This is a genomic window from Hydrogenophaga sp. YM1, assembly GCF_016903055.1.
GTDB lineage: Bacteria > Pseudomonadota > Gammaproteobacteria > Burkholderiales > Burkholderiaceae_C > Hydrogenophaga > Hydrogenophaga borbori.
Window position 1 is genome coordinate 2,809,245 of record NZ_CP070223.1, and the last position, 24,323, is coordinate 2,833,567.

23 protein-coding genes, 2 tRNA genes and 1 pseudogene are annotated in these 24,323 nt (G+C 70.8%); 20 read left to right on the top strand and 6 right to left on the bottom strand.

The window, feature by feature from the left end:
• Positions 1–161: 161 nt before the first annotated feature.
• Both JNX00_RS13160 and xseA read right to left on the bottom strand, forming a co-directional pair.
• Entirely contained in the window at positions 162–743 is a 582-nt protein-coding gene (locus JNX00_RS13160; RefSeq protein ID WP_204742562.1) for a Fe-Mn family superoxide dismutase, read from the bottom strand.
• Positions 744–832: 89 nt separating this feature from the next.
• A complete protein-coding gene (gene xseA, locus JNX00_RS13165; protein ID WP_204742563.1) occupies positions 833–2,131 on the bottom strand; it encodes an exodeoxyribonuclease VII large subunit in 1,299 nt (432 codons plus the stop codon).
• Between the two features lie 352 nt (positions 2,132–2,483).
• Here xseA and JNX00_RS13170 point away from each other — a divergent pair, with 352 nt between their 5' ends.
• The 7 genes and pseudogenes from JNX00_RS13170 to JNX00_RS13200 all read left to right on the top strand — a co-directional run bounded on the left by JNX00_RS13170 (position 2,484) and on the right by JNX00_RS13200 (position 7,764).
• Entirely contained in the window at positions 2,484–3,125 is a 642-nt protein-coding gene (locus tag JNX00_RS13170) for a MotA/TolQ/ExbB proton channel family protein (RefSeq protein WP_070398281.1), read from the top strand.
• A complete protein-coding gene (locus JNX00_RS13175; protein ID WP_070398280.1) occupies positions 3,122–3,565 on the top strand; it encodes a biopolymer transporter ExbD in 444 nt (147 codons plus the stop codon). The genes JNX00_RS13170 and JNX00_RS13175 overlap by 4 nt, the downstream gene beginning before the upstream one ends.
• 7 nt (positions 3,566–3,572) lie before the next feature.
• Positions 3,573–4,613: a tetraacyldisaccharide 4'-kinase gene (gene lpxK, locus JNX00_RS13180; protein WP_204742564.1), complete on the top strand. Its 1,041-nt coding sequence runs from the start codon at positions 3,573–3,575 to the stop codon at positions 4,611–4,613.
• Positions 4,614–4,642: 29 nt separating this feature from the next.
• Positions 4,643–4,852, top strand: coding sequence for a Trm112 family protein (locus JNX00_RS13185; protein ID WP_070398278.1), 210 nt, complete (start codon positions 4,643–4,645; stop codon positions 4,850–4,852).
• On the top strand, positions 4,849–5,613 hold the full coding sequence (gene kdsB, locus JNX00_RS13190; protein ID WP_070398277.1) for a 3-deoxy-manno-octulosonate cytidylyltransferase: 765 nt from the start codon (positions 4,849–4,851) through the stop codon (positions 5,611–5,613). The genes JNX00_RS13185 and kdsB overlap by 4 nt, the downstream gene beginning before the upstream one ends.
• Before the next feature lie 141 nt (positions 5,614–5,754).
• Positions 5,755–6,411, top strand: a complete 657-nt coding sequence (adk, locus tag JNX00_RS13195) for an adenylate kinase (protein ID WP_070398276.1) — start codon at positions 5,755–5,757, stop codon at positions 6,409–6,411.
• Between the two features lie 266 nt (positions 6,412–6,677).
• Positions 6,678–7,764, top strand: a pseudogene (locus JNX00_RS13200) (divalent metal cation transporter).
• A 147-nt stretch (positions 7,765–7,911) separates the two neighbouring features.
• Here the strand turns inward: JNX00_RS13200 and JNX00_RS13205 are convergent.
• Positions 7,912–8,868 carry an asparaginase domain-containing protein gene (locus tag JNX00_RS13205; protein WP_239478140.1) on the bottom strand — a complete coding sequence of 319 codons (957 nt, stop codon included), beginning with the start codon at positions 8,866–8,868 and terminating at the stop codon, positions 7,912–7,914.
• Positions 8,869–8,959: 91 nt separating this feature from the next.
• Here JNX00_RS13205 and lexA point away from each other — a divergent pair, with 91 nt between their 5' ends.
• The 3 genes from lexA to JNX00_RS13220 all read left to right on the top strand — a co-directional run bounded on the left by lexA (position 8,960) and on the right by JNX00_RS13220 (position 11,132).
• The gene (gene lexA / locus JNX00_RS13210; protein ID WP_204742565.1) at positions 8,960–9,643 is read left to right on the top strand and encodes a transcriptional repressor LexA; all 684 of its coding nucleotides are present in this window, start codon (positions 8,960–8,962) and stop codon (positions 9,641–9,643) included.
• A 133-nt stretch (positions 9,644–9,776) separates the two neighbouring features.
• On the top strand, positions 9,777–10,076 hold the full coding sequence (locus JNX00_RS13215) for a hypothetical protein (protein WP_070398272.1): 300 nt from the start codon (positions 9,777–9,779) through the stop codon (positions 10,074–10,076).
• 48 nt (positions 10,077–10,124) lie between these two features.
• Positions 10,125–11,132: a D-2-hydroxyacid dehydrogenase family protein gene (locus JNX00_RS13220; protein WP_070398271.1), complete on the top strand. Its 1,008-nt coding sequence runs from the start codon at positions 10,125–10,127 to the stop codon at positions 11,130–11,132.
• Between the two features lie 53 nt (positions 11,133–11,185).
• Here JNX00_RS13220 and JNX00_RS22495 read toward each other — a convergent pair whose 3' ends face one another.
• Positions 11,186–13,261, bottom strand: coding sequence for a hypothetical protein (locus tag JNX00_RS22495; RefSeq protein ID WP_204742566.1), 2,076 nt, complete (start codon positions 13,259–13,261; stop codon positions 11,186–11,188).
• Positions 13,262–13,377: 116 nt separating this feature from the next.
• On the opposite strand from JNX00_RS22495, the gene JNX00_RS13230 reads away from it, so the two are divergent.
• The 8 genes from JNX00_RS13230 to JNX00_RS13265 all read left to right on the top strand — a co-directional run bounded on the left by JNX00_RS13230 (position 13,378) and on the right by JNX00_RS13265 (position 19,962).
• Entirely contained in the window at positions 13,378–14,898 is a 1,521-nt protein-coding gene (locus JNX00_RS13230) for a 3-hydroxyacyl-CoA dehydrogenase (protein WP_204742567.1), read from the top strand.
• Between the two features lie 93 nt (positions 14,899–14,991).
• Positions 14,992–15,771, top strand: coding sequence for an enoyl-CoA hydratase (locus JNX00_RS13235; protein ID WP_070400109.1), 780 nt, complete (start codon positions 14,992–14,994; stop codon positions 15,769–15,771).
• 81 nt (positions 15,772–15,852) lie between these two features.
• Positions 15,853–16,572, top strand: a complete 720-nt coding sequence (locus JNX00_RS13240; protein WP_070400108.1) for a Crp/Fnr family transcriptional regulator — start codon at positions 15,853–15,855, stop codon at positions 16,570–16,572.
• Between the two features lie 28 nt (positions 16,573–16,600).
• Complete coding sequence (locus JNX00_RS13245) at positions 16,601–17,686, top strand: phosphotransferase family protein (RefSeq protein ID WP_204742568.1); 1,086 nt, start codon at positions 16,601–16,603, stop codon at positions 17,684–17,686.
• A gap of 30 nt (positions 17,687–17,716) precedes the next feature.
• Entirely contained in the window at positions 17,717–18,976 is a 1,260-nt protein-coding gene (locus JNX00_RS13250) for an acyl-CoA dehydrogenase family protein (protein WP_070400106.1), read from the top strand.
• A complete protein-coding gene (locus JNX00_RS13255) occupies positions 18,976–19,680 on the top strand; it encodes a glutathione binding-like protein (RefSeq protein ID WP_204742569.1) in 705 nt (234 codons plus the stop codon). Before JNX00_RS13250 ends, JNX00_RS13255 begins: the two co-directional genes overlap by 1 nt.
• 66 nt (positions 19,681–19,746) lie before the next feature.
• A tRNA-Pro gene (locus JNX00_RS13260) sits at positions 19,747–19,823 on the top strand.
• Between the two features lie 62 nt (positions 19,824–19,885).
• Positions 19,886–19,962 (top strand) — tRNA-Arg (locus JNX00_RS13265).
• 17 nt (positions 19,963–19,979) lie between these two features.
• Here JNX00_RS13265 and JNX00_RS13270 read toward each other — a convergent pair.
• A complete protein-coding gene (locus JNX00_RS13270) occupies positions 19,980–20,576 on the bottom strand; it encodes an ATP-dependent Clp protease proteolytic subunit (protein ID WP_204742570.1) in 597 nt (198 codons plus the stop codon).
• 55 nt (positions 20,577–20,631) lie between these two features.
• On the opposite strand from JNX00_RS13270, the gene JNX00_RS13275 reads away from it, so the two are divergent.
• Complete coding sequence (locus tag JNX00_RS13275) at positions 20,632–21,426, top strand: RNA polymerase sigma factor (RefSeq protein WP_204742571.1); 795 nt, start codon at positions 20,632–20,634, stop codon at positions 21,424–21,426.
• Positions 21,427–21,547: 121 nt separating this feature from the next.
• Positions 21,548–21,874 carry a DUF1330 domain-containing protein gene (locus tag JNX00_RS13280; protein ID WP_070400102.1) on the top strand — a complete coding sequence of 109 codons (327 nt, stop codon included), beginning with the start codon at positions 21,548–21,550 and terminating at the stop codon, positions 21,872–21,874.
• Between the two features lie 3 nt (positions 21,875–21,877).
• Here JNX00_RS13280 and JNX00_RS13285 read toward each other — a convergent pair whose 3' ends face one another.
• Positions 21,878–24,250 carry a catalase gene (locus JNX00_RS13285; RefSeq protein ID WP_204742572.1) on the bottom strand — a complete coding sequence of 791 codons (2,373 nt, stop codon included), beginning with the start codon at positions 24,248–24,250 and terminating at the stop codon, positions 21,878–21,880.
• Positions 24,251–24,323 lie beyond the last annotated feature (73 nt).

The following is a 24,323-nucleotide window of genomic DNA, read 5'->3' on the forward strand; positions in this document are numbered from 1 at the left end:
CCCGTGATTGTGCTTTCAGCGCAAGCGCCAAACCTTTGATTTTGGGATCGAACTCCCACAATACAAAACAGGCACGAAGAAATTTGCACGCGCCAGGCGGGCCGGGCAGCAAAAAGGGCCCGAAGGTCGCCCCTCGAGCCCTTGTGCCTGGCGCATGCCGGTCAGGCGAAGTTCTTCTCGGCGAAGGACCAGTTCACCAGCTTGTCGAGGAAGGTCTCGACGAACTTGGGACGCGCGTTGCGGTAGTCGATGTAGTAGGCGTGCTCCCACACGTCCACGGTCAGCAGGGCCTTGTCGGCGGTGGTCAGCGGCGTGCCGGCGGCACCGGTGTTGACGATGTCCACGCTGCCGTCGGCCTTCTTCACCAGCCAGGTCCAGCCCGAGCCGAAGTTGCCCACGGCGCTCTTGGTGAAGGCTTCCTTGAAGGCGGCGTAGCTGCCCCACTTGGCCTTGATGGCCTCGGCCAGCGCGCCCGACGGCTCGCCGCCGCCGTTGGGCTTCATGCAGTTCCAGAAGAAGGTGTGGTTCCAGATCTGGGCGGCGTTGTTGTAGATGCCGCCGCTGGACTTCTTGACGATGGACTCGAGGTCCATGCTCTCGAACTCGGTGCCCTTTTGCAGGTTGTTGAGGTTCACCACATAGGCGTTGTGGTGCTTGCCGTGGTGGTACTCCAGCGTCTCGCGGCTGTAGTTCGGGGCCAGGTCGTCCAGGCCATAGGGCAGCGGGGGCAGGGTGTGTTCCATGTGCGTCCTCTTTTTGATGGGTTGTGGGTGGGGTCGGGCGGATTGTAGGCAGCACCGGTGACGGCACCGCCCGCGGGGTTATGCGCGGCCTATGCGCCAGGCCCGCGCACGCGCAGCGGCAGCACGCCATCGGCCAGCGTGGCCTGCACGTCGCTCCCCGGCAAAGCCTGTGCCACGCGGGTGATGGCCTGGCCTTGCGGATCGGTCAGGTAGGCGTAGCCGCGCTGCAGCACCAGGCGCGGATCGAGCAGGGCCAGCGAGTCCTCGGCGCGCTGCAGGCGTTGCGCGCGCGCGTCCAGGCCGCGCCGCAGGGCGGGCGGCAGGCGGGCCTGCAGTTCGTCGAGCCGCCAATGCTGGCGCTGCACCGCGAGCGCCATGCCCTTGTGCAGCCGCCCCTGCCAGCGCGCCAGTTGCTCGCCCGCCTGCGCCAGGCGGGCCGAAGGCCGGCCCAGGTGGGCCGCGAGCCGGTCGAGCCGCTGCGCGCGACCATCGAGCGCGTCCTGCACGCCCTGGCGCAGCAGGCCCTGCAGGCGCTCCAGTTCGAGTTCGCGCTGGCGCCGGTCGGGCGCGCAGAGCTCGGCCGCCGCGGTGGGCGTGGGCGCGCGCAGGTCGGCGGCGAAGTCGGCCAGGCTGAAATCGGTCTCGTGTCCCACGCCCACCACCACGGGCACGGGCGAGGCCGCCACCGCGCGCACCACGGCCGCGTCGTTAAACGCCCAGAGGTCTTCGAGCGAGCCGCCGCCGCGCACCAGGAGCAGCACGTCGCAGGCGCCGCGCGGGCCGCGGTGCGCCGCCGCCGCGGCCAGCGCGGCCACCAGCTCGGCCGGGGCCTGCGCCCCCTGCACCGAGGCGGGAAACACCGTCACCGGGATGTGCGGCACGCGCCGGCGCAAGGCGGTGGCCACGTCGCGCAGGGCGGCCGCGCCCAGCGAGGTGACCACGCCGATGTGCCGCGGCTGGGCGGGCAGCGGCCGCTTGCGTTCGGCGTCGAACAAGCCCTCGGCCTGCAGCGCGGCCTTCAGCTGCAGGAACTGCTCGTACAGGCTGCCCTGCCCGGCCAGGCGCAGGCTTTCCACGATCAGCTGCAGGTCGCCGCGCGGGCCGTAGACGTCCAGCCGGCCTTGCACCTGCACGCGCTGGCCGTCGCGCACCGGGAAGCCCACCTGTTCGGCCGCGCGGCGGAACATGGCGCAGCGCAGCTGGCCAGCGTCGTCCTTGAGCGAGAAGTAGCAATGCCCGCTGGCCGCGCGCGAGAAGCCCGAAATCTCCCCCTGGACCGCGACGGGATTGAAGCGCGAAGCCAAGGCGTCCGCCACCGCTCGCACCAGCGCGCCAACCGCCCAGAAACGCGCGCCGCCTGGGCCGTCGGCCACGCGTTGTGGCTTCACTGCTGGCTCGAAAGGGTCAAACGTGTCCACAAGCCGCACCGATACTGGGGTTGATGTCGCCAAAGCCCGACAGCACAAGGCCTGGCGCGCAGTGCCTTGATTCCAAAGCACTTTGTACTGCCCAAATTTTCATCAATCTGTCGAAAAGCGCGCAAACGCTGGGGTTGTGGGGCTTGTCCGCCGGGTTCTTCACAAAGATGTCCACAGGCGGTGTGGACTTCAGGGGGAGTATCCGGCCGTCACGGCGGAGGGCGCGCGCATCGTTCGAAGGAGGGAAAGCGCGCGAAGGGCTGGGCCATAATCCGGCGCTGTTGCCCGGCGCCGCCAGCGCGCCCTAGACCGGAGCCCTGAGTTGTTGTCCATCATACAAGCGGCCGGATGGCCGATCTGGCCCCTGATCGTGTGTTCCGTGCTCGGTCTGGCCCTCGTCATCGAGCGCTTCGTCAGCCTCAAGGCCAGCCGCATCGTGCCCCCCAAGCTGCTCGATGAAGCCATCATGGTCTCGCGCAACGGCATCCCCGGCCCCGACGTGGTGACCCAGCTCGAACAGAACTCGGTGCTCGGCGCGGTGCTGGCCACGGGCTTTCGCACCTTCAACGCCAACCCCAAGGCCACGGCCGAGGACCTGCGCGCCAACCTGGAAGGCGCGGGCCGCCATGCCGCCGCGAAACTGCAGCGTTACCTGGGCGCGCTGGCCACCATCGCCTCGGCCGCGCCGCTGCTGGGGCTGCTGGGCACGGTCATCGGCATGATCGAGATCTTCGGCTCGCAGGCCGGCGACGGCATGGGCCTCTCGGCCGGCGGCGGCAACCCGGCGCAGCTCGCGCACGGCATCTCCATCGCGCTGTACAACACCGCCTTCGGCCTGATCATCGCGATCCCGGCGCTGATCTTCTGGCGCTACTTCCGCGCCCGCGTGGACGAGTACCTCCTGGCGATGGAGGTCTCGACCGAGCGTTTCGCCCGCCACCTGCTCAGCGTGCGCAAGCCATGAACTTTCGCCCACGCGGTCACCGCGACGAACCCGAGATCAACCTGATCCCGTTCATCGACATCCTGCTGGTCGTCGTCATCTTCCTGGTGCTCACGACGACCTACAGCAAGTTCACCGAGCTCAAGGTGAACCTGCCCGTGGCCGACGCCGAAGCCCCCAAGCAGAACCCCAAGGAGGTGCTGGTGACCGTGGGCGCCGACGGCCGCTACGCGGTCAACCGCACGGTGCTCGAAGGCACCAGCGTGGAGCTCATCGCCAGCGCCCTGCAGTCCAGCGTGGAAGACGGGCGCGACACCGTGGTGGTGATCAGCGCCGACGCCGCCGCCGCCCACCAGTCGGTGATCAACGTGATGGACGCCGCCCGCCGCGCGGGCCTGGTGCAGATCACCTTCGCCACTCAGCAGAGCGGCAGCGCCGCGCCGGTGCGCAAGCGCCCCTGACAAGCCCATGACGGTCCGGGCCCGCCTCGAGGCCTGCTGGCGCGCGCTGAGCCTGCGCCGAGGCCTGGCCGCGCGCGCGCTGCTGCCGCTGGCCTGGCTCTATGGCGCGCTGCTGGCTTGGCGCCGATGGGCCTACCGGTCGGGGCGCCGCCAGCCCACGCGCCTGGCCGTACCGGTGCTCGTGGTCGGCAACGTGGTCGTCGGCGGCGCCGGCAAAACCCCCACCACGATCGCCCTGGTCGGGCACCTGCAGCGGCTTGGCTGGCGACCGGGCGTGGTCTCGCGCGGGCACGGCCGCGCGGGCGCAGCGGCCCAGGCCGTGCCCGCCGACGCCGACCCCGCGCTCAGCGGCGACGAACCCTTGCTGATCCGCCGCGCGACCGGCGCGCCGGTGTGGGTCGGCCGCGCGCGCGGCGACGCCGCGCAGGCCCTGCTGCGCGCCCACCCCGAGGTCAATCTGATCGTCTGCGACGACGGCCTGCAGCACTGGGCCCTGGGCAGCGACCTGCGCGTGGCGGTGTTCGACGACCGCGGACTGGGCAACGGCTGGCTGCTGCCCGCCGGCCTGCTGCGCGAGCCTTGGCCGTCCACCGATGCCCCGCGCGCGCCGCAGGTGGTGCTGCAGCAGGCGCGCGACGGTGGCCCGCCCCCTGCGCCCCTGCCCGGCGGCCTGCCGGCCTTTGGCGCGCGGCGCTCGCTCGCGCCGCGCGCCGTGAACGCCCGCGGCGACACGCTGGCGCTGGAGTCCCTGCGGGGCCAGGCGCTCACCGCCGTGGCCGGGATCGCGCGGCCCGAGGCCTTCTTCGACATGCTGCGCGCGCGCGGCCTGCGGCTGGCCGCCACCCTCGCGCTGGCTGACCACGCCGGCGCCGCCAGCCTCGCGCAGGCCCTGCACGGCGCGCCGGGCCCGGTGCTGTGCACCGAGAAAGACCTGGTGAAGCTGTCCGCCAGCGCACGCCCCGACCTCTGGGCCGTGCCACTGGTGCTCGACATCGACCCGGCCTTCTTCGCGGCCGTAGACAAGCGGCTCGGCCCGCCGCCGACCTGAGCGCCCCCCGGCGCGCCTATCATCGCCGGATGGATTCCAAACTCCTCGAACTGCTGGTCTGCCCGGTCACAAAGGGCCCGCTCCTGCTCGACCGCGAGCGCCAGGAACTGCTCTCGCGCAGCGCCCGGCTGGCCTACCCGATCCGCGACGGGATCCCCATCCTGCTGGAGCACGAGGCGCGGCCCCTGAGCGAAGAAGAGGCCGCCCGCCCGCCCAAGCCCGCCACCCCGCAGGACTGAGCGTGGCCCAGGGCTTCACCGTGCTCATCCCGGCGCGCCTGGCGTCCAGCCGCCTGCCGGACAAACCCCTCGCCGACATCGGCGGGCTGCCCATGGTGGTGCGCGTGGCGCGCCGCGCGGCCCTGAGCGGCGCCACGCGCTGCGTGGTGGCGGCCGACGACCCGCGCATCCTGGCCGCCTGCGCGCAGCACGGCGTCGCCGCGCTGGCCACGCGCGCCGACCACCCGAGCGGCAGCGACCGCCTCGCCGAGGCCTGCGTGGCGCTGGGCCTGGGCGACGACGAGGTGGTGGTCAACGTGCAGGGCGACGAACCCCTGATCGAGCCCGCGCTGATCGATGCCGTGGCCGCCGAATTGCAGGCGCGCACCGACTGCGCCATGAGCACGGCCGCGCACGCCATCGAGCGGCGCGCCGATTGGCTGGACCCCAACGTGGTGAAGGTGGTGACCGACGCGCGCGGCACCGCCCAGTACTTCAGCCGCGCGCCCATTCCCTGGTGGCGCGACGGCATGGCCGGCGACGAGCTGCCTTCGCCCGCGCCGCTGCGCCACGTCGGCATCTACGCCTACCGGGCCGCTTTCCTGCGGCGCTTCCCCACCCTGCCCGTGGCGCCCACGGAGCGGCTGGAGTCGCTCGAGCAGCTGCGCGCGCTGTGGCACGGCGAGCGCATCGCGGTGCACCTCACGGCGCACGCGCCGGGTCCCGGCGTCGACACCCCGCAAGACCTGGCCCGCGTGCGCGCCCTGATCGGCGCGGCCTGAGCCCCGCACCGGCCTGGTGCGCCGCAAGGCGCTTGTCAAGGGGCGCGTGCTATCCTCCGTCGGTTCCCCGGCGGCACGCCCTGGGGCCGCCGCGCGAGGGGGCAGCGGCGACGCCGTTGAAACTCTGACAAAAGGAAAGCGATGAGATTGATTCTGTTGGGCCCACCGGGGGCGGGCAAAGGGACGCAGGCCGCGTTCATCTGCGAGAAGTACCGCATTCCGCAAATCTCCACCGGCGACATGCTGCGCGCCGCCGTCAAGGCCGGCACGCCACTGGGCCTGCAGGCCAAGGCCGTGATGGAAGCGGGCGCCCTGGTGAGCGACGACCTCATCATCAATCTCGTCAAGGAGCGCATCGCCCAGCCCGACTGCGCCAACGGCTTTCTCTTCGACGGTTTTCCGCGCACGATTCCGCAGGCCGATGCCATGAAGGCGGCGGGCGTCAAGCTCGACTACGTGCTCGAGATCGACGTGCCCTTCGACGCCATCATCGAGCGCATGAGCGGGCGCCGCTCGCACCCCGCGTCGGGCCGCACCTACCACGTCAAGTTCAACCCGCCCAAGGTGGACGGCAAGGACGACGTGACCGGCGAGCCGCTGATCCAGCGCGACGACGACAAGGAAGACACCGTCAAGAAGCGCCTGGAGGTCTACAGCGCGCAGACGCGTCCGCTGGTGGACTACTACAGCCAGTGGGCCAAGGCCGAACCGGCGGCCGCGCCCAAGTACCGCGCCATCAGCGGCCTGGGCAGCGTGGACGAGATCACCGCGCGCGCCCTGCAGGCGCTCGGTTCCTGAGCGTCCCCGCCCGAGAGGCACCCAGCACAATGCCCCGCACCCGCGGGGCATTGTGCTTTTGGCGGCGCGGCCGCCCCCATGGCGGCCATGGACCCGGCGGGGGTGACGCCGGGGTGGCCCCTCGCACCACTCGCACCACTTGCTCCAACGGTTCACCGAATGGTTCCCACCGGTAAACGGCCAGGGCCATTGACGCGCGGCGGACCGCCGGGCCACGATCCGCGCCTCGCCCCGGCCGCCTCGGGGCCCAACGGGCCGGGAGCCCCATGAAAGCGATCCGTCCATTCGGCCTTCGGCGCGGTCTGCGCAAGCTCGGGCCCGGCCTGATCACCGGTGCCGCCGACGACGATCCCAGTGGCATCGCCACCTACTCCCAAGCCGGCGCGCAGTTCGGCTTCTCCATGCTGTGGACGGTGGTCTTCACCCTGCCGCTCATGATCGCGATCCAGATCGTCAGCGCGCGCATCGGACACGTCACCCGGCGGGGCCTGGCCGCCAACATCCGGGCGGGTTTCCCGCGCTGGGTGCTGCTGGCCGTGGTCGGCCTGCTGCTGCTGGCCAACACGCTCAACCTGGCCGCGGACATCGCGGCCATGGCGGAGGCGCTGCGCCTGCTGGTGGGCGGATCGGCCCACGTCTACGCGGTGACCTTCGGCCTGCTCTGCCTGGTGCTCCAGGTCTTCCTGCCCTACCAGACCTACGTGCGCTGGCTGGCAGGCGGCGCAGGAAATGGAAGACGCCAACGGCAAGCCGCCCCAGACCCGACAGGACGTGCGCCGCCACCTGCGGCGCATCAAGATCGACACCAGCATCGGCATGGCGTTCTCCAACCTGATCGCCTTCTTCATCATCCTGAGCACGGCGGCCACGCTGCATGCCGCGGGCGTCACCAACATCCAGACCTCGGCCCAGGCGGCCGAGGCCTTGCGTCCCGTGGCCGGGCCATTCACCTTCATGCTGTTCAGCCTGGGGATCATCGGCACCGGCCTGCTGGCGGTGCCGGTGCTCGCGGGCTCCGCCGGCTACGCCGTGGCCGAGGCGGCGGGCTGGTCGGGCAGCCTGAGCGCGCGCCTGGACAAGGGAGAAGGCCGCGGCTTCTACGGCGTGATCGCCACCGCCACGGTGGGCGGCGTGCTGCTGTGCTTCACGCCGATGGACCCCGTGCGGGAGCTGTTCTGGTCGGCGGTGATCAACGGCGTGATCGCCGTGCCCATCATGGTCGTGATGATGCTGTTGGCCGCACGACCCTCGACGATGGGCCCGCACGTCATCGGCCCGCGCCTGCGCGTGCTCGGCTGGATCGCCACGGTCGCCATGGCGCTGACCGTGAGCGCCATGCTGGCCACGCGGTGAGCCGCGCCGGCCGCGCCGCGCCCTGCCCCCCACACGCACCTCCTGCAACCGCTTGCCCAGCAGCCCGGCGACACCCCGCGATATGCGCCCCCTCCAGCATGGGGTAGGTCCAGGGATGGGCGCCCAGCGCGGCGAAGGCGTCCAGCCTCAGGCGTCCAGCAGCTCGAGCGCCAGCGCCCAGCGCGCCTTGGGCGGCGACAGGCCGTCGATGTCGGCGAAGGGCTGCTGGGGGTACGGCACCGGCGGCGCGCCGTTGCGGTTGGCGATGGCCACGCGCACGCCGGCCGCCTCGGCCTCGCGCAGCGCGGCCTCGAGTTCGGCGTGCAGCGACGCATTGCCCGTGCCCGACACCACGATGCCCTGCACCCGCGCCGCGGGCGGCGCGGCCAGCAGCGCGCGCACCGGCCAGGCCGCCGCGTCGGCGTGGCTGCTCAGCCAGGCCACGCGCGGCATGGCCGGCGCGCGCAGGAAGGCCTGCAGCCGCGCCGCGTGGCGCGCCGCCGCGGGCCAATCGCGAAAGCGCCGCACACGCCCCTCCTCCACCAGCGCAATCACGCCGGCGTCGCCGGAATCGAAAGGGTCGGTGCGGTATGGGTGCTGCTTGGCCACTTCAAGGGGGCCGTGCACGCGCCCCGCGCACACCACCAGCACGCCGCGTGCGCCCGGTTCGGTGGCCACGGCCACGGCATCGCTGAGGTTCTGCGGGCCGTCGGGCGACACCGCCGTGGCCGGGCGCATGGCGCAGGTCAGCACCAGGGGCTTGGCCGGCGCCAGCAGCGTCTGCAGCAGGTAGGCGGTCTCCTCGATGGTGTCGGTGCCGTGCGTGACCACCAGCCCTTGCACGGCGGGGTCGGCCAGGTGCCGGCCCGCGCGCTCCACCAGCCGCTGCAGATCGGCCAGGCGCATGTCCTTGCTGTTGATCTGCGCCACCTGCTCGAAGGCCAGGTCCCGCCCGCGCAGCGCGGGCAGGCCGGCCGCGAGGTCCTCGACCGGCACCGCCCCCGCGTCGTAGCCCACGTTGTCGCCCGCACGCTCGGCCCGGCCGGCGATGGTCCCGCCCATGCCCAGCACGACGATCCGCGTGGCCTTTGTGCCTTCACCCACTTGCCTTCTCCCAATAACTGGTTAAAAATACAGATACTGGATACCCAAACAGTATCCAACTCCGGCCCACCAGCCCTTGATGCGAGGTTCCATGCTCGACACCCAAGCCGCTCCCAAGCTCACCGCCCGCCAACAGCAGATCCTGGCGCTGATCCAGACCGCCATCGCGCGCACCGGGGCACCGCCCACGCGCGCCGAAATCGCGGCCGAACTGGGCTTCAAGTCGGCCAACGCGGCCGAAGAGCATCTGCAGGCCCTGGCGCGCAAGGGCGTCATCGAACTGGTCAGCGGCACCTCACGCGGCATCCGCTTGCGCCGGGCCGACCTGCAGAGTATCCATGCGGCCCGCGACAGCCAGCTCTCCCTGCCGCTGCCCGGTCTGGCGCAGCTGGTGCTGCCCCTCATCGGCCGCGTCGCGGCGGGCTCGCCCATCCTCGCGCAGGAGCACGTCGACCAGACCTACAGCGTCGAGCCCAGCCTGTTCCAGCGCACCCCCGACTACCTGCTGCGCGTGCGCGGCATGTCCATGCGCGACGCCGGCATCCTGGACGGCGACCTGCTCGCCGTGGCCTCCACGCGCGAGGCGCGCAACGGCCAGATCGTGGTGGCCCGCCTGGGCGACGACGTCACCGTCAAGCGCTACATGCGCCTGCGCGACCACATCGAACTGCACGCCGAAAACCCCGACTACCCCACCATCATGGTCGAGCCCGGTGAGCCCTTCGAAATCGAGGGCCTGGCCGTGGGCCTGATCCGCAACAACTTCCAGAACTGACCCCAGGGGTCGGCGCCGCCACTGCGGGTGGCGGGCGTTGCCTGAATCGGCCACCGGCCGCTCACGCAACCCCGCAGCGACGGCATTCCAGATCAATCCTGCCTGTGTTCAACCCCTTGACGAGGTGTTTCACATGGGACTGTTCTTCCACTCCTTTGCATCGAACAGCTGGCGCAAGCCCCTGCAACTGATCGACTGCTGGTTGCCCGAGCCGCACGCGCGCGATACCCCCAAGGCCACGCCGCCCACCACCCCCGCCGTGCGCCGCTTCGCGCGCGCGGGCTGGCTGGGCCGCTCGGCGGCCAATACCTCGCACGCCCACGACGGCCGCGTCGCGCTCGCGGGCCGCATCGACGAGGTCTGCCGCGAGCTGGACCGCCTCGCGGCGCTCGACGGCGCCGCGCCCGCCACGCTGCAACGCCGGGTGGCCTGAGCGCGCCGCTGCCCGGCCGCCACGAGGGGGCCGGGCACAATAGGCGGCATGAACATCGTGATCCTCGACGACTACCAGGACGCCGTGCGCAAGCTGCATTGCGCCGAGAAGCTCGAGCCCTACCCCGCCAAGGTCTTCACCAACACCGTCAAGGGTGTCGGCCAGCTGTCCATCCGCCTGCGCGACGCCGACGTGCTCGTGCTGATCCGCGAACGCACGCCCATCACCCGTCAGCTCGTCGACAAGCTGCCCCGCCTCAAGCTCATCGCCCAGACGGGGCGTGTGGGCAGCCACGTCGACGTCGGCGCCTGCACCGAGCGCGGCATCGCGGTGGCCGAGGGCGTCGGCTCGCCCGTCTCCACGGCCGAACTCACCTGGGCGCTGGTGCTCGCGGCCATGCGCCGCATCCCGCAGTACGTCGCCAACCTCAAGCACGGCGCCTGGCAGCAGTCGGGGCTCAAGTCCTCCGCCATGCCGCCCAACTTCGGCGTGGGCATGGTGTTGCGCGACAAAACCCTGGGCGTGTGGAGCTACGGTCGCATCGGCCAACTGGTGGCCGGCTACGGCCGCGCCTTCGGCATGCGCGTGGTGGTGTGGGGCTCCGAGGAGGCCCGTGCCCGCGCCGTGAGCGACGGCTACGACGTGGCCACGTCCAAGGAAGGCTTCTTCGAATGCTGCGACGTGCTCAGCCTGCACCTGCGGCTGGGCGAACGCAGCTTGGGCTGCGTCAAGCTCGACGACCTGCTGCGCATGAAACCCACCTCGCTGCTGGTGAACACCTCGCGCGCGGAACTCATCGAACCCGACGCCTTGATCACCGCGCTCAACCGGGGTCGCCCCGGCATGGCGGCCGTGGACGTGTTCGAGTCGGAGCCCATCCTGCAGGGCCACGCGCTGCTCCGGCTGGAGAACTGCATCTGCACCCCGCACATCGGCTACGTGGAGCAGGACAGCTACGAGATGTACTTCAGCGCCGCTTTCGACAACGTGGTGAATTTCATCCGGGGCACGCCGACGAACATCGTCAACCCCGGGGCGCTGCAGGTGCGCCGCTGATAAAAAAAGCCGGGTCAAGTGACCCGGCTGGCTTGGAGAGGGAATGCCCCCGCTCAGGAACGGCGCCCTCCGCCCTCGCCGTCGCCCTCGTCGCGCGGGGCGCGCGCCTCGTTGAGGCGGGGATCGTTGTCCACGATCTCGAAGTCGATCAGGCTGCTCTCGCCGCTGCGCAGCGCACCACCGCGCCCCGCAGTGGGTTCCACCGGCACGTCCACCTCGGGCAGCGAGGCCTCGAACTGCGACTCGGCCTCCATGTCTTCCAGGTTCACGTCCAGCCCCTGGCGGGCCGAGGCGGGCGGGATCACGTGCAGGTCCATCGGCACGGTGCGGCGCTGCGGGTCGTCGCCCGTGACCGTCAGCGGCGCGTTGCGCGACACCGCCTTGAGCGGCTGCATGGAGGTGTTGCGGAACTCCTGCGGCGGCAGCGTCTGCGATTCGCGCTGAACGATGTCCTTGGCGATCGCGTGCAGCATCAGCAGTTCGCGGTAGGCCTCCAGGTCGAACACCTCCGTGTCGCCTTCCTCCGCGTCGCGGAACAGGCTGCGCTCGATGAGGTCCAGCACGCGCGGCTGCGGCCACAGGGCCTGGATGCGCCCAAAGGCCGACTCGTAGGCGTCCAGGCCGCGGCCTTTGTCGGCGTAACGGTCGAAGGGCGGCGCGCCGGCGTTGAACACGCGGTTGAACTCTTCGCGCAGCGCCCCGTATTCGTCGCGGCGGCCCAGGCGGTGGTACAGGCGGAACAGGTCGAGGTAGGCCAGCGGGCTGGGCTCGTGGCTCTCGGCCAGGTGGTTGCGCAGCACGGCGATGGCCTGATCGTCCTCGCCGAGCGAGACGAAGAAGTCGGCTTGCTGCTGCACGTCGAACAGTTCCTCGGCGGCCACGGAGCGCGAGACGTTCATCGCGCTGGGCGCGAAATCGCGCCGGTCCTGGGGCGGCACCGTGGCGCCAAAGCCCGGTGTGCGGCGCGGCGCCGCCTGCAGGGGCGCGGGCGTCGAATCCACGTCCAGGTCAACGTCCACCGCATCCAGGGGCACCGGTGCGCTGGGCTGCAACGGCGCATGGCGCGAGGCGCGCGGCTGGGCCTCGCCCCCCTCGTCCGGACCGTCGGTCCACCAGGCGCGCGACGCGTCGGAGGCGATGGGGGTGTCCTGCCGCTGACGGCGCACCAGGGCGACCAGCGCCGCCAGGGACACCAGCAGCAAACCACCGAGCAGGAAGACGAGCCAGTTGGCGTAGCGCTGCTCCTGGGCCTGCGCGAGCTGCGCGCTCAGTTCGGCCACGCGCGCCTGGTCGCGCTGCTGCGACTCGCGGAAGCGGGCCATGTCCGCCTCCAGCGCGGCCAGGCGCTCGGCGTTGCGGCGCGACTCCTCGTTGGCCGCCGCCAGCGCGGCTTCCAGCGGGCTGGGTTCGGCGGGCGCCGCGGCCGCCGCCTCGGGCGCGGCGTTGGGCGAGGTTCCCGCGCTCAGGTCGGGCGGGTCGAGCCGCAGGCGCGGCGCACCGGCCGGCGCCTTGGCGGCGCCGTCCTTGGCGCTGGGTGCGGGCGTGGGGGCTGGCGCCGCCGCGGCGGAAGCGGCCGGCGCGGGCGCCGCCGCCGGCTTCGGGCGCGGCGCCACGGGCACCTTGGACGGCTTGATCGGCGCGCGCGGGCGCTCCCGCACCAAGGGCGCGGGGGCCCGCTCGGGCGTGGCGGCCCGCGCGGGCGCCGCCGCCACCTGGGGCGCCGGGGCCGGTGCCGGCATGGGGGCGGCGGGCACGGGCAGCGCGTCGACGGCGCGGGGCGCGGGAGCCGCCGCCACCGCCGGCTCGCTCACCAGATCGGCGAGCAGCACGTAGCGGCGGGTGAACGGCAGGCCGCAGCCGGCGCGCACCGACAGGGTGACGATGGGCTCGTTGACTGGCAGGCTGGCGACGACGCGGGCGATGCCCGTGAGTTCGCCGGGCGCGGCGCGCGGGGTGACGGTGACGAGATTCGGTGTGACCTGGACGTCGCCGTAGAAGACGTCGGCCTGGAGACACTGGGTGGCGATGTCTTCGCCGGGGGCCAGCATCACCTGGAACTGCACATCGAGCGGCTGGCCGATCAGCGCCGCCCCACTGTGGCGCCCGAGCGTGACCGCCGGGCTGCTCACGGCGGTTGATAGCAAAATGCAGGCTGTCCAGATCTGGCGCACGTCGGATTTCCCTCCAGAAGGTTGAAACATTTTGTCATAGGCAAACTGGCTATCAACCGAAATACAACACACATATGCAATCCTTTTTTAAACGTGCAGCGGTCGTGGGCACCGGTGCCATGGGCCGGGGCATCGCCCAGATGGCCGCTCAGGCCGGCGCCGAGGTCTGGCTGTTCGACGGCCAGGCCGGCGCCGCCGCCGGCGCGCGCGACGCCCTGACCAAGACCTGGGACACCCTGCACGGCAAAGGCAAGCTCGACGCCCCCACGCGCGACGCCTGCGTGCAGCGCCTGCGGGTGGCCGAGTCCCTGCAGGACCTGGCGGCTTGCGACCTCGTGATCGAGGCCATCGTGGAGCGGCTGGACGTCAAGCAGTCCGTCTTCAAGCAACTGGAGGACGTCGTGGCCGCCGACGCGGTGCTGGTCAGCAACACCTCCTCGCTGTCGGTCACCGCCATCGGCGCCGCGCTCAAGCACCCGGCGCGCTTCGCGGGTTACCACTTTTTCAATCCGGTACCGCTCATGAAGGTGGTGGAGGTCATCGCCGGCCTCAAGACCGACCCGGCCGTCTGCGAGCGCCTGGCCGGCTTCACTCGCGCCTACGGCCACACGCCCGTGAGCGCGCAGGACACGCCGGGCTTCATCGTCAACCACGCGGGCCGCGGCTACGGCACCGAGGCCCTGCGCGTGGCGGGCGAGCGGGTCACCGACTTCGCCACCATGGACCGCATCCTGAAGGACCAGATGGGTTTCCGCCTCGGGCCCTTCGAGCTGATGGACCTCACCGCCCTGGACGTGTCGCACCCGGTGATGGAGTCCATCTACCACCAGTACTACGAGGAGCCGCGCTACCGCCCGAGCGTGATCACCGCGCAGCGCCTGGCCGGCGGCGTGGTGGGCAAGAAGGTGGGCGACGGCTTCTACCGCTACGTGGACGGCGCGGCGCAAGTGCCGCCCGAGCCGCCCGTGCCCGCCGTGAACACGCTGCCGCCGGTGTGGGTCTCGCCCAAGGCCGCGCGCCGCCAGGAGCTGTACCAGCTGCTCAAGAACCTGGACGCCCGCATCGAAACCGGCGCCGCGCCCAGCGAACAGGCCCTGATCCTGGTGGCGCCGCTGGGCATGGACGTGACCACCCTGGCCGCCGTGGAGCGCCTGGACGCCACGCGCACCCTGGGCATCGACATGATGCTGGAGGACGGCGCCACCAAGCGCCGCGTGCTCGCCACCAACCCCGCCACCCGCCCCGACATGCGCGACGCCGCCCACGCCCTGTTCGCCCGCGACGGCAAGGCCGTGAGCGTGGTGCGCGACAGCGGCGGCTTCGTCACACAGCGCGTGGTGGCCACCATCGTCAACATCGCGGCCGACATGTGCCAGCAAGGCATCTGTTCGCCGGCCGACCTGGACGTGGCCGTCACCCTGGGCCTGGGCTACCCCATGGGCCCGCTGGCCATGGGCGACCGCATCGGCCCCACCAACGTGCTCGAGATCCTCTTCAACCTGCAGACGGTGTACGGCGACCCGCGCTACCGCCCCTCGCCCTGGCTGCGCCGCCGCGGCGCACTGGGCCTGAGCCTCACGCACGAAGAGATCTGAACACATGAACCCGCACGCTCCGCACTTCGTATCGTCGCGGCTCCCCGAGGGGGCGCAGGCCTCCCTTGGGAGCGACCCGGCGGGAGACCTCGCATGACCGCCAGCCTCAAGAGCCACAGCGTGGGCGCCACCATGGTGCTCACCATCAGCAACCCCGAGCACCGCAACGCGCTCGGTCCCGAGATGTACGCGGCCGGGGTGGAAGCGCTCAACGTGGCCGAGAGCAGCGCCGACGTGCGCAGCGTGGTCATCGTGGGCGAAGGCCGCCACTTCTGCGCCGGCGGCAACCTGCAGCGCCTGCAGGGCAACCGGCAGCAGCCGCCCGAGGTGCAGGCCGAGACCATCTCAGGCCTGCACAACTGGATCGAGACCATCCGCGCCTTCCCCAAGCCGGTGATCGCGGCCGTCGAGGGCGCCTGCGCGGGCGCGGGCTTCTCGCTCACGCTGGCCTGCGATTTCATCGTCGCCGCGCGCGACGCAGTCTTCGTCATGGCGTACAGCAACGTCGCCATCTCGCCCGACGGCGGCGGCAGCTGGGCGCTGGCGCGCGCCCTGCCGCGCGCCACGGTGATGCAATTGCTGATGGCCGGCGAGCGCATCACACCCGAGCGGCTGCAGCAGCTCGGCGTGCTCAACACCCTCACCGACACCGGCGCCGCGCTGGGCGAAGCCCTGGCGCTGGCCGAGAGGCTGAACGGGCGCGCGCCGAACGCGCTGGCCAGCATCAAGGAGCTCGTCAACGAGGCGGACACGAATCCGCTGCACACGCACCTGGCGGCCGAACGTGAGCACTTCGTGCGCAACCTGCACCACCCCAACGGCGGCGAAGGCATCGCGGCCTTCCTGGAGAAGCGGACCGCCCAGTACCGCTGACCCGCACCCGGCCGCACCGGCTCGGCGGGCCGGTCCCCGGCGCGACAGGCCAGCCCCCTCCAGTCACTCAAACGACAGACCATGGACGAGCCGATTCTGACAATGGAAGAACGCGAGGCGATCAACAGCGGTCGCTGGTTCAACACCCTCTCACCTTCCCTGCGTCACGACATCCTTCGATGCGCCTACGTCAAGCGATTCAAGGACGCCGACCTGATCGTCGCGCGCGGCGAGCCGCCGTCCGAATGGACGGCGGTGGCCAAGGGGGCGGTGCGCGTGAGTTCGACCTCGCTGTCGGGCAAGCAGATCACGCTGACCTACGTGGAGCCGGGTGTGTGGTTCGGCGACGTGGCGATGTTCGACGGCGACCAGCGCACGCACGACGCCTACGCGCATGGCGCGACCACGCTGCTGTGCGTGGCCCGCAACGATTTCCAGAAGATCCTGTCCTCGCACGTGGAGCTGTACGAGGCGCTGATGCGCCTGCAGGCGCGGCGCATCCGCACCCTGTTCGGGCTGGTGGAGGACCTCAACACCCTGCCCTTGCGCGCGCGACTGGCCAAGCAGTTGCTGCACCTGGTGCGCAGCTATGGCGTGCCGTGCCTGAACGACGGCAACGAGACGCGCATCGGTCTGCAACTGGCGCAGGAGGAGCTGGCACAACTGCTGGGTGCCTCGCGCCAGCGCGTGAACCAGGAACTCAAGTCCATGGAGCGCGAGGACGCCATCCGCATCGAGCAGGGAGGCCTCGTGATCCGCAACCGGGCCGCGCTGATGCGCATCGCCGAAGCCGACAGCTGAACCTTCCCCACCAGCCGACCACCGCCGCATGAACGACGCACAGAACTTCACCGGCACGCGGCCGGTGTCCGAGCAACACGCCTTCGACGCCACCGCGCTGGAGCGCTGGCTGGCCCCGCGGCTGGAGGGTTTCGCGGGCCCGCTCACGGTGGAGATGTTCAAGGGCGGCCAGTCCAACCCCACCTACAAGCTGGTCACGCCCACGCGCGCGTACGTGATGCGCGCCAAGCCCGGCCCGGTGGCCAAGCTGCTGCCCTCGGCGCACGCCATCGAACGTGAGTTCCGCGTCATGAGCGCGCTGGCCGGCACCGGTGTGCCGGTGGCGCGCATGCACGCGCTGTGCGAGGACGAATCGGTGATCGGCCGCGCCTTCTACGTGATGGAGTGCGTGGACGGCCGCGTGCTCTGGGACCAGTCCCTGCCCGGCCTCGGCAACGCGGAGCGCGGCGCCATCTACGACGAGATGAACCGCGTGCTGGCGGCGCTGCATTCGGTGAAGCCCGCGGCCATCGGCCTGGCCGACTACGGCAAGCCCGGCAACTACTTCGAGCGCCAGATCGGCCGCTGGAGCAAGCAGTACCAGGCCTCCATCACCCAGCCCATCCCCGAGATGGACCGCCTGATCGACTGGCTGCCGAAGAACATCCCCGCGATGGCGCGCGACGAGACCCTGGTCTCGGTGGTGCACGGCGACTACCGGCTCGACAACCTGATGTTCCACCCGAGCGAGCCGCGCATCCTCGCGGTGCTCGACTGGGAGCTGTCCACGCTCGGCCACCCGCTGGCCGACTTCAGCTACCACTGCATGTCGTGGCACATCCCGCCGGGCCTGTTCCGCGGCATCCAGGGCCTGGACCTGCCGGCGCTGGGCATCCCCAGCGAGCAGGACTACATCGCCCGCTACTGCGAGCGCACCGGCTTCGCCACGCCCGAGCAACTGCGGGCCGACTGGGCCTTCTACCTCGCCTACAACATGTTCCGCCTCGCCGCGATCCTGCAAGGCATCGCCAAGCGCGTCGAGGCCGGCACCGCGTCCAGCGCACAGGCCGTGAAGTCGGCCGCGGGCGCACGTCCCATGGCCGAGATGGCCTGGCGCTTCGCCAACGGCGGCTGAGCCGCCCCGCCCCATACAACAGGAGAAACCATGGAATTCGACTACAGCGACAAGGTCAAGGGCCTGCGCGAACGGCTGCTCGCCTTCATGGACGAGCACATCTACCCCAACGAGGCGCGCTTCTTCCAGGAGATCGAAGCCAACCGCGCCAAGGGCAACGCCTGGGTACCCACCAAGATCATCGAGGAGCTCAAGCCCAAGGCGCGCCAGGCCGGGCTGTGGAACCTCTTCCTGCCGCGCAGCCCGCGTGCGCCCGAGGGCCTGTCCAACCTGGAGTACGCGCCGCTGTGCGAGATCATGGGCCGGGTGCCCTGGGCGCCCGAGGTCTTCAACTGCTCGGCGCCCGACACCGGCAACATGGAGACGCTGGAGCGCTATGCCTCCGAGGCCCTGAAGGACCAGTGGCTGGAGCCGCTGCTCAAGGGCGAGTTCCGCTCGGCCTTCCTCATGACCGAGCCCGAGGTCGCCTCCAGCGACGCCACCAACATCCAGTGCCGCATCGAGCGAGACGGCGACCACTACGTCATCAACGGCCGCAAGTGGTGGTCCTCGGGCGCGGGCGACCCGCGTTGCGCGGTCTACATCGTGATGGGCAAGACCAGCCCGGACGCGCCGCGCCACTCGCAGCAGAGCATGATCGTGGTGCCCTCGAACGCGCCCGGCATCACCGTGGTGCGCCCGCTCTCGGTGTTCGGCTACGACGACGCGCCGCACGGCCACATGGAGGTGGTGCTCAAGAACGTGCGCGTGCCGGCCGGCAACATCCTGCTCGGCGAGGGCCGCGGCTTCGAAATCGCGCAAGGCCGCCTGGGCCCGGGCCGCATCCACCATTGCATGCGCTCCATCGGCGCCGCCGAGCGGGCGCTGGAGCTCATGTGCCAGCGCCTCAACAGCCGCGTGGCCTTCGGCAAGCCGGTGTCGGCGCAGTCGGTCTGGCACGAGCGCATCGCCGACGCGCGCTGCCGCATCGAGATGGCGCGCCTGCTCACGCTCAAGGCCGCCTACATGATGGACACCGTGGGCAACAAGGTCGCCAAGGCCGAGATCGCCATGATCAAGGTGGTGGCGCCCAACATGGCCTGCGAGGTGATCGACATGGCGATCCAGGCCCATGGAGGCGGTGGCGTCAGTGGGGACTTTCCCTTGGCCTACAGTTACGCCAACCAGCGCACCCTGCGCCTGGCCGACGGGCCCGACGAGGTGCACCGCCAATCCATCGCCAAGCTCGAACTCGCCAAGCACATGGCCGTGCCCGGTGAGGTCGAGATGCCCATCACACGAGGAAGCTGATGATCGACGTCCACTCCTGGCCCACGCCCAACGGGCACAAGGTTCACATCATGCTGGAGGAGTGCGGCCAGCGACTGGGCCGGGACTGGCAGGTGCACGCGGTCAACATCGGCGCGGGCGACCAGTTCAAGCCCGACTTCCTGGCCATCAGCCCGAACAACAAGATCCCGGCCATCATCGACCCCAACGGCCCGGGGGGGCAGCCCATCAGCCTGTTCGAATCGGGCGCCATCCTGGTCTACCTGGCGAGCAAGTTCGGCCGTTTCCTGCCCAAAGGCGACCGCGAGCGCTTCCAGGTGCTGGAGTGGCTGATGTTCCAGATGGGCGGCGTGGGCCCCATGCTGGGCCAAGCGCACCACTTCCGCCTCTACGCACCCGAGAAGATCGACTACGCCGTCAACCGCTACACCAACGAGGCCAAGCGCCTGTACGGCGTGATGGACCGCCAGCTCAAAGGCCAGCCCTGGATCGCGGGCAAGCAATACACCATCGCCGACATCGCCATCTTTCCCTGGCTGCGCAGCTGGCAGAACCAGGGCATCGACTGGGCCGACTACCCGCGCCTGAAGGACTGGTTCGACCGCATCGCCGCGCGCCCGGCGGTGCAGCGCGGCGTGGCCGTGCTGGCCGACGCGCGCAAGCCGCTCACCGACGACAAGTCGCGCGACATCCTGTTCGGGAAGACGCAGTACGAGAAACGCTGAACGCCACCCGAGGCCGAAAGGCCGGGCCGGGCACCATGCGGCCTGAGGGTAGAATCCGCGCCTTGTCGGAGCGTAGCGCAGCCTGGTAGCGCATCTGCTTTGGGAGCAGAGGGTCGCGAGTTCGAATCCCGCCGCTCCGACCATTTCACACCGAGAACGAAGGCCCACCCCCGTGGGCCTTTTTTCCAGCGGCACCCGCACCGCACTGCCCGTAGCTCAACTGGATAGAGCAGCTGCCTTCTAAGCAGCAGGTCGGGGGTTCGAGTCCCTCCGGGCAGGCCAGGACTTCGGTTCCAAGCTCAGAGCCCCAATTCCTCGCGCCGCCGAATCACGCGCGAGGCCAGGCCATAGGCGACGGCCTCCTGCGCCGGCATCCAGCGGTCGCGCTCGATGTCCTGGCGCACCCGCTCGAGCGGCTGGCCGGTTTCGAGCGCAATGACCTCGGCGATGCGCTCGCGGGCCTTGAGGATTTCCTGGGCCTGGATCGCCATGTCGCTGGCGGCACCGCCCGCACCGCCGCTGGGCTGGTGGATCAGGAAGCGCGTCTGGGGCAGGCAGACACGGCGCTCGCGGGCCGCGCCCAGATAGAGGTGGGTGGCGGCGCTGCCCACCCAGCCTGTGCCGACCATGTGGACCGGCGAGGCCACGAAACGCACCACGTCGTGGATGGCGTCGCCCGATTCGAGGTGGCCGCCCGGCGAGGAGACGATCATGGTGATCGGCGCGCGCGCCTCGGCGTCCAGGGCCAGCAGCTTGCGCACCGTCTCCGCGGCCAGCGCGTCGGTGATTGTTCCGAACACCAGCACGGTGCGGGCGCGAAAGGCCTTCTCCTCCAAGAAGGCGCTGTCCTGGGCGTTGGCGGGGCGGGTGGGCGTGTCGGTGTCCGGGTAAAGCATGGGAATCGCTCCTATGTGTTAGCTTCATCCGGTAAACGAACGAGCGGGTTTTTTCGTGACACCTCCGGCCGACTCCCACCCCCTGATCGACGATGAAGCGCTGCGCCACCGCCTGGTCGCGCTGGCGCGGCACTGGCTGGCGCACGGCGATGAGGCCGAAGACCTGGTGCAGGACACCTGGCTGCGCACGGCGCAGGGCGGCCTACCACCCGATGCCAGTGGTCGGGAGGCCTGGCTGGTCACCGTGTTGCGCCACCTGTGCATCGACGCCTGGCGGCGGCGTCAGCGATACCACGCCCTGCTGGAACGAGCGGGTGACCACGGCGCGACAGCCGTCGAGAGCGAAGCGCCACAGGCACTGGCCGAACAGGCGCAACGGGTCGAGCAGGCCTTGCGGCATGTGGTCCACACCTTGCCGGCAGCCGAGGCCGCGGCCGTCCTGCTGGTCGAGGTATTCGACTTCAGCCACGCCGAGCTGGGGCGCCTGACCGGGCGCAGCGAGGCGGCCTCGCGCCAGCAACTGCACCGCCTGTTGCAGCGCTTGCGCCGGCCGGCGGCGCCGGCGCGGCCCTCGGACGAGGACACCGACTGCCTGCTGGCCCTGTGCCAGTGGGCACTGGCGCAGCGCGATCCAGCGGGGCTGGTCGCCGTGTTGCAGGTGTCGAGTCCCCGGGCGATGGCCGCGTCAGCCCCCTTCGCCCATGCCGGGGCGCGCGAGGCCGCAGCGCCTGCGCCGGCGCCGATCGCGCGCCTCGTGCAGTTCGGCGACTTCCTGGCCTTGCAGGTCCGCACACCGGCCGGGCTGCTGGCCTGTCTGCCGCTGGGTGAGGCGGTCCGCGAGACGGTCTGACCAGACCCGGACCGCGGGCATGACCTCACGGGTCATCGCCAGCCGGGACACCCCGGGGGAAGATGAAGGCAGGCCAAGGGGAGGTCCCGAGGCCCACCCACCGTCCGCCCGGAGATCCGCCATGACTGCCTACGCCATCGCTCACCTGCGCCACGTCGAGTGGGGCCCCGACATCGTCACCTACATCCAGGAGATCACCGACACGCTGGACGCGCACGGCGGCCGCTTCCTGGTGCATGGCGACAACCCGGTGGTCATGGAGGGACCCTTCCCCGGACACCTCGTGGTCATCGAATTTCCCTCGATGGACCACGCGCGCGCCTGGTACCAGTCCGATGCCTATCAGGCCATCCTGCCGCTGCGCACGCAAAACGCGGACGGCGCCACGGTGCTGGTGCAGGGGGTGGCGCCGGGCTATCGGGCCTCCGAGCTGCTGGCCAAGCACTGAGGCTCACACCTGCGGCGGGTCCGTCTCGCGCTCGGGGTGGCGGTGCCGCGCGATGGCGGCGACGAAAGCGTCCACGCCCTCCTCGCCATCCGCCAGCACCAGGCCAGGGTCCGGATCGCCCGTGGCGGTGGTGGTGGGCACGCCCGCCATGTCCAGCAGCGTCTGCGCGGCGCCCACCAGCAGCAGCGCCTTGGCGTGGCGGTAGCCATCCTTGAGGGCCTCCATCGTGTGGCCATCCCGCGCCAGCGTGGCCACACCCTCCTCGCCGTGCGGCCAGGCGAGCGCGTCGAACAGGACGCCCGGCTTGTTCTCCAGCGAGGCCGTGGCCTCCAGGTCCACCCCATCGGCCCCCCGCACGCGGCCCACGCGCGGGGCCACGAACTCCACCACCGCACCCTGCGCCGCGAGCGCCGCCTGCAGCCGCTCGGCCGCCGCCCCCTGCACCCCCTGGGCCACGATCACGGCAATGCGCCGTCCAGCGATGCGGCCGTCGCCCGGACGGGCCATCAGCGAGAGCGCGGGCGATTGCCTCACTTCGGGCTTGGCCGGCGTCGCCAGGGCGCGCGGCAACGGCGGGGGCAGTTCGTCCATCCCCAGGCCATCGGCCACCGCCTGCGCCAGCGCCTCGGATGCGTTGCGCAGCGAGGCGACCATGCGCGCGCGAATGGCCGGCACGGTGACCTTGCTCAGCTCGAAACGGAAGGCCGCCGCGATGTGTGCCTGCTCCACCGGCGTCTGGCTGTCGTAGAACAGCGTGGCCTGCGTGTGGTGGTCGGCAAACTTTTCCGGCTTGGCCCGCACCTTGCCCTGCTCTTCCTTGGCCTGCAGGCGCGCGGGCACGGAGACGAAGCCCTGCGCTGCGCCGGCCTGAAAGGGGCAGCCGCCGCCAAGCGAGTTGGGCTCGTAGGACACGCGGCCGCGGTGAATGGTCTGGCGGTGCATGCCGTCGCGCTGGTTGTTGTGCACCGGCGCAATGGGCGCATTGATCGGGATCTCGTGAAAGTTGGGCCCGCCCAGGCGGCTGATCTGCGTGTCCACGTACGAATGGATGCGCCCGGCCAGCAGCGGGTCGTTGGAGAAGTCGATGCCCGGCACCACGTTCGCGGTGCAGAAAGCCACCTGCTCGGTTTCGGCGAAGAAGTTGTCGGGGTTGCGGTTGAGCACCATGCGCCCCACGGGCCGCAGCGGCACCAGCTCCTCGGGCACGATCTTCGTCGCGTCGAGCACATCGAAGCTGAAGCGCTCGGCCTGCTCCTCGGTGAACACCTGCAGGGCCAGTTCGTACGTCGGGTAGGCACCGGCCTCGATGCGCTCCCACAGGTCGCGGCGGTGGTAGTCGGGGTCGGCACCCGAGATCTTCACCGCCTCGTCCCACACCAGCGAATGCGTGCCCGCCTTGGGCAACCAATGGAACTTCACGAACACCGACTCACCCGCCGCGTTCACGAGCCGGTAGGTGTGCACGCCAAAGCCCTGCATGGTGGCGTAGCTGCGCGGAATGGCGCGGTCCGACATGAGCCACATCAGCATGTGGGTGGACTCCGGCATCAGCGAGACGAAGTCCCAGAAGGTGTCGTGCGCACTGGCGGCTTGCGGCATGGCGTGGTGCGGCTCGGGCTTGACCGCGTGCACGAGGTCGGGAAACTTCATCGCGTCCTGGATGAAGAAGACCGGCATGTTGTTGCCCACCAGGTCCCAGTTGCCCTCGTCGGTGTAGAACTTCACCGCGAAGCCGCGCACGTCGCGCGCGGTGTCTTTGGAGCCGCGTTCGCCCGCCACGGTGGAAAAGCGCACGAACACCGGCGTGACCTGGCCCGCCGCCTGGAACGGCGCCGCGCGGGTGAGTTCGGTGAGCGGCTCGTAGCACTCGAAGTAGCCGTGGGCCGCGGAGCCGCGCGCGTGCACGATGCGCTCGGGAATGCGCTCGTGGTCGAAGTGCGTGAGCTTGTCGCGCAGGATGAAGTCTTCCAGCAGCACCGGCCCGCGCAGGCCGGCCTTCAGCGAGTTCTGGTTGTCCGCGATGGCCACGCCCTGGTTCGTGGTGAGGGCCTGGCCGGCGGCGTCCGCGCGCACGCGGTCGAGCCGCCCATGCACCGCATTGAGACCCTCGGCCACCGGGTCGCCGGTTTTCTCCGAGGTGTTCGCCTCGGACACGGTGCTGCCGGTCGGCAGCGGACTCCGGGGCTGGGCCGTGACGCCTTTCGCGGGCGCCAGGCCCTGGGAAAAGCCGTGCTCCAGCGATTTGTTGTCGTTCCACGGCACGGCCTTGGCCAGGTCGTCGGTCTGCTGCGCCTTGCGGCGCAGGATCGCGTCCGCGGCGGAGGTCTGGCCGGGCGGGCCCTTGGCCGTGGACCGGGTGGGTGGGGATTTGGCCATGCGGTTCTCCTGGGGTTGTCGCTCGCGCTGTTCGCGATCCCCGCCTTAGGCAAACGGCACGCCCACCCGTCCC

Excerpts from the sequence above, each read along its gene's own strand:
- JNX00_RS13215 (WP_070398272.1), top strand. The coding sequence starts at position 9,777 with ATGGGACTGTTCTTCCACTCCTTTGCATCGAACAGCTGGCGCAAGCCC.
- JNX00_RS13185 (WP_070398278.1), top strand. The coding sequence starts at position 4,643 with ATGGATTCCAAACTCCTCGAACTGCTGGTCTGCCCGGTCACAAAGGGC.
- JNX00_RS13255 (WP_204742569.1), top strand. The coding sequence starts at position 18,976 with ATGATCGACGTCCACTCCTGGCCCACGCCCAACGGGCACAAGGTTCAC.
- JNX00_RS13285 (WP_204742572.1), bottom strand. The coding sequence starts at position 24,250 with ATGGCCAAATCCCCACCCACCCGGTCCACGGCCAAGGGCCCGCCCGGC.
- lexA (WP_204742565.1), top strand. The coding sequence starts at position 8,960 with ATGCTCGACACCCAAGCCGCTCCCAAGCTCACCGCCCGCCAACAGCAG.
- JNX00_RS13220 (WP_070398271.1), top strand. The coding sequence starts at position 10,125 with ATGAACATCGTGATCCTCGACGACTACCAGGACGCCGTGCGCAAGCTG.
- JNX00_RS13245 (WP_204742568.1), top strand. The coding sequence starts at position 16,601 with ATGAACGACGCACAGAACTTCACCGGCACGCGGCCGGTGTCCGAGCAA.
- JNX00_RS13235 (WP_070400109.1), top strand. The coding sequence starts at position 14,992 with ATGACCGCCAGCCTCAAGAGCCACAGCGTGGGCGCCACCATGGTGCTC.
- JNX00_RS13160 (WP_204742562.1), bottom strand. The coding sequence starts at position 743 with ATGGAACACACCCTGCCCCCGCTGCCCTATGGCCTGGACGACCTGGCC.
- JNX00_RS13240 (WP_070400108.1), top strand. The coding sequence starts at position 15,853 with ATGGACGAGCCGATTCTGACAATGGAAGAACGCGAGGCGATCAACAGC.
- adk (WP_070398276.1), top strand. The coding sequence starts at position 5,755 with ATGAGATTGATTCTGTTGGGCCCACCGGGGGCGGGCAAAGGGACGCAG.
- JNX00_RS13270 (WP_204742570.1), bottom strand. The coding sequence starts at position 20,576 with ATGCTTTACCCGGACACCGACACGCCCACCCGCCCCGCCAACGCCCAG.
- JNX00_RS13175 (WP_070398280.1), top strand. The coding sequence starts at position 3,122 with ATGAACTTTCGCCCACGCGGTCACCGCGACGAACCCGAGATCAACCTG.
- JNX00_RS13250 (WP_070400106.1), top strand. The coding sequence starts at position 17,717 with ATGGAATTCGACTACAGCGACAAGGTCAAGGGCCTGCGCGAACGGCTG.
- lpxK (WP_204742564.1), top strand. The coding sequence starts at position 3,573 with ATGACGGTCCGGGCCCGCCTCGAGGCCTGCTGGCGCGCGCTGAGCCTG.
- JNX00_RS13280 (WP_070400102.1), top strand. The coding sequence starts at position 21,548 with ATGACTGCCTACGCCATCGCTCACCTGCGCCACGTCGAGTGGGGCCCC.
- JNX00_RS13230 (WP_204742567.1), top strand. The coding sequence starts at position 13,378 with ATGCAATCCTTTTTTAAACGTGCAGCGGTCGTGGGCACCGGTGCCATG.